The sequence below is a fragment of the Streptomyces sp. NPDC052107 genome (assembly GCF_040680215.1).
GTDB lineage: Bacteria > Actinomycetota > Actinomycetes > Streptomycetales > Streptomycetaceae > Streptomyces.
Window position 1 is genome coordinate 1 of record NZ_JBFAWG010000202.1, and the last position, 4,888, is coordinate 4,888.

The 4,888-nt window shown below is 69.8% G+C and carries 9 protein-coding genes and 1 tRNA gene; 4 read left to right on the forward strand and 6 right to left on the reverse strand.

The window, feature by feature from the left end; all coding sequences use genetic code 11:
• Positions 1-788 precede the first annotated feature (788 nt).
• Together AB0M27_RS46695 and AB0M27_RS46700 are read right to left on the reverse strand one after the other, a co-directional pair.
• A complete protein-coding gene (locus AB0M27_RS46695; RefSeq protein WP_365732289.1) occupies positions 789-1,067 on the reverse strand; it encodes a hypothetical protein in 279 nt (92 codons plus the stop codon).
• A gap of 88 nt (positions 1,068-1,155) precedes the next feature.
• Positions 1,156-1,410 carry a hypothetical protein gene (locus AB0M27_RS46700; protein ID WP_365732290.1) on the reverse strand — a complete coding sequence of 85 codons (255 nt, stop codon included), beginning with the start codon at positions 1,408-1,410 and terminating at the stop codon, positions 1,156-1,158.
• A gap of 30 nt (positions 1,411-1,440) precedes the next feature.
• Here AB0M27_RS46700 and AB0M27_RS46705 point away from each other — a divergent pair, with 30 nt between their 5' ends.
• From AB0M27_RS46705 to AB0M27_RS46715, 3 genes are all read left to right on the forward strand, one after another.
• A complete protein-coding gene (locus tag AB0M27_RS46705) occupies positions 1,441-1,740 on the forward strand; it encodes a hypothetical protein (RefSeq protein WP_365732291.1) in 300 nt (99 codons plus the stop codon).
• 59 nt (positions 1,741-1,799) lie between these two features.
• A complete protein-coding gene (locus AB0M27_RS46710; RefSeq protein WP_365732292.1) occupies positions 1,800-2,000 on the forward strand; it encodes a hypothetical protein in 201 nt (66 codons plus the stop codon).
• A gap of 71 nt (positions 2,001-2,071) precedes the next feature.
• On the forward strand, positions 2,072-2,323 hold the full coding sequence (locus tag AB0M27_RS46715; protein ID WP_365732295.1) for a hypothetical protein: 252 nt from the start codon (positions 2,072-2,074) through the stop codon (positions 2,321-2,323).
• Between the two features lie 67 nt (positions 2,324-2,390).
• On the opposite strand, the gene AB0M27_RS46720 is transcribed toward AB0M27_RS46715, so the two are convergent.
• The 4 genes from AB0M27_RS46720 to AB0M27_RS46735 all read right to left on the reverse strand — a co-directional run bounded on the left by AB0M27_RS46720 (position 2,391) and on the right by AB0M27_RS46735 (position 3,747).
• Entirely contained in the window at positions 2,391-2,654 is a 264-nt protein-coding gene (locus tag AB0M27_RS46720; RefSeq protein WP_365732296.1) for a hypothetical protein, read from the reverse strand.
• A gap of 77 nt (positions 2,655-2,731) precedes the next feature.
• Positions 2,732-3,109 carry a fic family toxin-antitoxin system, toxin component gene (locus AB0M27_RS46725; protein ID WP_365732297.1) on the reverse strand — a complete coding sequence of 126 codons (378 nt, stop codon included), beginning with the start codon at positions 3,107-3,109 and terminating at the stop codon, positions 2,732-2,734.
• On the reverse strand, positions 3,109-3,348 hold the full coding sequence (locus tag AB0M27_RS46730) for a hypothetical protein (RefSeq protein ID WP_365732298.1): 240 nt from the start codon (positions 3,346-3,348) through the stop codon (positions 3,109-3,111). The genes AB0M27_RS46725 and AB0M27_RS46730 overlap by 1 nt, the downstream gene beginning before the upstream one ends.
• Before the next feature lie 322 nt (positions 3,349-3,670).
• A tRNA-Met gene (locus tag AB0M27_RS46735) sits at positions 3,671-3,747 on the reverse strand.
• A 545-nt stretch (positions 3,748-4,292) separates the two neighbouring features.
• Here AB0M27_RS46735 and AB0M27_RS46740 point away from each other — a divergent pair.
• Positions 4,293-4,529, forward strand: coding sequence for a hypothetical protein (locus AB0M27_RS46740; protein ID WP_365732299.1), 237 nt, complete (start codon positions 4,293-4,295; stop codon positions 4,527-4,529).
• Positions 4,530-4,888 lie beyond the last annotated feature (359 nt).

The following is a 4,888-nucleotide window of genomic DNA, read 5'->3' on the forward strand; positions in this document are numbered from 1 at the left end:
TGCTGGACCGGCACCTGCACCACCTGCCACCAGCCCCTGCCCAGCGGGATACACACGGCACCAAGATCGAGACAGACCTAACGGAGTCCTACTAGTTGGACACAACCTCAATCGGCACGTTGCGCCAAGCCCGGGGGCACCCCCTTCAAGAGGGTGTCCCCTTCAAGGGGGTGCCCCTTGAAGGGGGTGCCCCCGCGCTTGGCGCGTCGAGGAGGCCCGAAGCCGCCGGGGCGGGTACCGGGTGGCCACATTCCGGTACGAGCGCTGAGCAGCCGGCTGCCAACGTTTCTACGGCTCCGCTCAGCCCGGCGGCCTCGACGCCACCGACTTCGCCCGCCGCGTCGACGCCGCCGGCGCCAAGACGTCAACGCCATTCAGCAATGGCTCGTTGAAACCAGCCGAACCTGTAGCGCACGGGCGCGGCGTGACCTTCCTGCGTGCCCTGGCGTTGAGCACGGCACGCGTGCAGCCCCCCGTGGACGCGTGCCCAGCTGAGGGGCCCGGACCAACGCCCGGCATCCGGGCCCCTCCCGCTACCAGGTCAGAGGAACGGTGCCGGTGGCGTGGCATCGCACGCGCCGGCCAGCGCGCCTCCCGGCCGCTCCCGGCGGCCCGCCATAGACAGGTCCCGGACCAGGTAGCCAGGCCGGGACCATCCACTCAAAAAACCGGGCGCAGGAACAGGCAGCGACCGCAACACTCGCCGGACGCCCACCTGCGCCGCGCAGGGCACCTGGCTGCTCACGGTGTGGCCGGCGGTCTGCCCCGACCGCTCGGCGTAGGCGGCTTTAGGCTGCCCAGTGCCGGTACGCCTCCCCCCAGGCCCATCCCTCAGGCGCGGGGTCGGGCGGCGGTAGGTCGAGGATGCCGATCGCCTGAGCGTGCCGGCCGTGTCCGCACCAGGCGGTGATGGGGCTGCCGGGTCGGTCCTGGAGGGCGGTGACGGTCACGGGGATGCCGAGCACGACGGTGGCGAACGGCAGGGCCAGGCGGTCCTCGATGACCGCTTGGAAGGCGGCGAGCTGTTCGTTCTCGCCGTAGGCATCGACGATCGCCTCGGCGACCATGGCCTCGAGTGCGGCGGGGCGCAAGCAAGTGCGCGCGGCGCGATGAGGCTGTCCGCTCCGGTGTTCGAGTCAGCCGGCCGCCCCCCTCTCACTCCGCCCCGGCGACCCCCTGTGACGCCAGCTGCTTCGCGGCGGCCAGGATGCAGTCGCGCGGCACCAGGACCACGGACTCGTCCTCGCCGATCGAGGCGCCCACCTCGTTCATCCGCTCCGCCTCCGGGGCGGTCAGGAGGTGGAGCTTGCCGATCACGAGGAAGTCGCCGTCCTCCAGCTCCAGGACGTCGGGGCAGCTGTTGTTCGCTCCGCACCCGCGCTGGGCGGGCGTCGATCCGATGCGGCGCATGAGGCTCCTTGCGGTGACACGATCGGTGTTATGAACACCAATACGGACTGGGCGTACCGGGTGTTCGAGCCGCACGGGTCCGAGGGCTGGCGCCCCTACGGCAGCGACCCCGAACAGTGGCACGGCGCGATCACCGCTGCGGACACCGACGAGGGCGCCAAGCGCGCCATCGGCCGCATCGTCGCCGACCTCATGACCGAGTGGGAGAGGACCGGCCTGCGTCACGCGATGCACGTGCGGGTCTTCCTCTGGCACGACGAGGCGGGCGAGATGAAGGATGCGGACTTCGTCGTGGAGGTGCGGCCCCGGTCGGACTTCGACGCAGCGTGATCTCTGGCGCAGGAGGCTCCTTACGGTGACAGGATCAGTGTCATGGGCACCGAGAGGACGTGGGCGTACCGGGTGGAGGAGCCGCACGGCTCCGCTGGCCGGCGCCCCCTCGGCGGCCGCTCCATCGCTGGCGGGGAAAGATCACCACCGATACCCCCAGGCAGGGCGCCGAGTACGTCGCCGCGCTCGTCGTCACCGACCTGGCGACCGAGTGGAAGGTGAACGGCATCTGCGAGCAGCACGCACCCGTGATCGTGTGAGTGGACGAAGAAGGCACCGGCCCCGACGACGCCGTCTTCACCGTCGAGATCCAGCCTCACCTCGGCGCACAGTGACCCAGTTCGGCGTCCCCGGACGCACCTGGGCGCCATTGGGGGTGTGGTCCAAGGAGATGCAGGCCTGGATCGCCGCCGTCGGTATGGGGGCCGCCATCGCCCGGGACCGCCTCACGGCAGGCTTCCCTCTGTCTGCGATGGACCTCGTCCTGGACGGCGTCCACGTCAAGCAGTGCCTGACCGGCGGCGAGACCGTCTTCTCTGCGCTGGCCCACGCCGCGAGTAGCGGGGGCGCTCTGTCCAAGTGATCCCGCCCCAAGCGGGGGCCGGGGAGGGTCGTGGCCAGCATCAATGCTTGGCCGGCGGCCCTTCGGCCTATTCGTGGTCCGGCCCCTGGTGTTCCTCCACCAACTGCTCGATCTCCCAAGGGACCTCGTACAGCGCCTTCAGGACCAGACCCCACGCCCGGTCCCGCAACTCCTCCGGGACCTCATCTTCGATCTTCTCCGCGAGCCTGCCGATCTCGAACCGGGCGTCATCCTCCGTGCCCGTGGTCGGCGCGGTCACCACCTCCCACAGAAACCGGCCCACCCCGGCCGCCGCCCGGCCTATGCCGCCGAGCACCGAGCCCACATCCATCTGCGTTCCCCCTTGGTGGTTGGTGTCCTGCCGCAGCGAGGCCCGCCCCAGTGTGCGGGGCGGGCCACCAAGTCGTTTCAGGTGGTGGTGGGCCAGGCCCGCAGCAGGGCGGCGATCTTCCCGGCGGTGCAGGCCGGATCCAGGAGCAGGTCCTTGAGGGCGATGGCGTCCTCGCGGGCGGGTTTGACCGTGATTCCGGCGGCCTCGAGGTACATGACGCCGGATGCGGCGGCGACGGCGAGGTTGGAGCGCTCCAGCCAGCGGCAGCGGCCCAGCGTGTGCACCAGGGCGGCGGCCTTGGCGTAGGGGCCGTCGTAGACGGCATGCTCGAACAGCTCGGCCCGGTGGCGAGCGACCGCCGAGATGGGAACGCCGTAATCGTCAGGTGCCGGATCGTTCGCTCCGGCCACCTCGGCAACCTGCAGGATCCAGGGCACGTCGATGTTCAGATCCATCAGGCGGCGTGTGCTCCCCGCAGTGCCTGCTGGGCGTCCTCGGCTTCGTCGAAGACGCTCTGATGTTCGGCCAGGAAGCGGGCGGCTGCGTCGACTGCGCGGGCGCGCAGGCCGCTGGCGTCATCCTGCACGAGACGGGCGAGGTAGTCGCCGATGCTCAGTCCGAGGTCGGCGGCGCGTTTCTTTGCGAGTTCTGCAACGTCTTCATCCACGCGCGCGCCCAGCTGTGTCTTCGCCATACCAGCATGGTAACAGATGTTACCACTGGGGTGGGGCGACAGCGGCGGCAGGTGCACCCTCCTCCGTCCAGTTCCCGTCGAAGAGGGCTGCGACCAGGTGTACATGATCGTCGGGGAGTTGGCTGGCGCGGCGTTTCATACGTGCTTTAGCGAGCCAGGCGCCGATCCTGACGGTGTCACCGCCGACACGGATGGTCGCGCGGGCAGCGGGGATGCGGCCTCCGCGGTGCAGGAAGAGCTCCAACAGCTGGACGGTCCGGGCGAAGGCGCGGCGAGCGGGGTGGCGACGCAGAAGGGGCCCGCGCGTGCGGGCCCATTTTCCTGGTAGCGGGGACAGGATTTGAACCTGCGACTTCTGGGTTATGAGCCCAGCGAGCTACCGAGCTGCTCCACCCCGCGTCGGTGATGCCACTGTACATGGTGGATCATGCGGGACTCGCCACGGACGATGTTCTCGGCCTGAGGGCCCTGCTCAGTGCCCTGCTCCGACTCCTTGCCGTAGGCCTTCATCTACTCCACCCACATCGCCCGATAGACCGCCAACGCCCGGTCCCGCTCGGCCGCTTGCGGATCCGCCGGCACCGACGGGCTCGCCGAGGCTGCGGCACCAGCCAAGGACGCCGGCGTCGACGGTGCCGGTTTGTCATACCCGCCAGAACCGCATCCCGCCAACAGACCAGTGAGCGCCACGGCACCGCACAGCGCCACGGCCCGCAAAGCCGGCACGCTCACACGCATGGCTGCCCCCAGTGATCAGCATCAGGTCAGCCACCGCCGTAACCACACCGGCACCCTCCGTCACAAGGGCGATATCCGGCCCCGCCCCACAGGGACGCGGTCCCCATGCCGGAAGAGCTTCGACCACCGGCCCCGACCACGCCTCGCGGCCACCCGCTCCAAGTCCGACCACGGCTGGTCACAAGGCCACGGCCCGGAGGAAGCCGATGAGGACACCGACAGCGGCGGTGGCCATACCGACCAGGCTGAGCGAGTTCCGGGCGACGGTGGACGGCATAGCCGAGGCCGACGAGGGCCGGGCCGACGACGACAAGAAGCAGCGCGACGAGCCGAGCACAGCGATGGCAGAAACCCTAGCCCCGGCCCACGACCGGCTTCGCCTGCTGCGGCCGCGTGACAGAACACGAGGGCATGCAGGCGTCAGCTGCACGTCCGGCGCATGACGGCGTCGTACTCGGCGTGGGGCTCCGGCGCGAGCGCGCCGCTCGTCCAGCTGGTCGACGTTCTCGATCGGATATGGAGTGAGTTCACCGGGTTCCTCCGAGGATGCCCTGGCCTTCGGGCCGGGGAGGAATCGGGCTCCTGCGGAGCAGGGCAGGGATAGCCGGATGGCCGTCAGGGCGATCCGGTGTCCATCCCGCACGGCGGTGGTGTCCACAATGATCACGAACTCTCAACTGTCAGTCCTCTCAGGTAGGTTCGGTTGCATGACGACAGAGGCAGCCACGAAGGGCACCGGGCATGCCCGGTACACCTTCCGTGTGCGCCTGTCGGCTACCGCGCGGCGCGCGCTTGAAGCGGA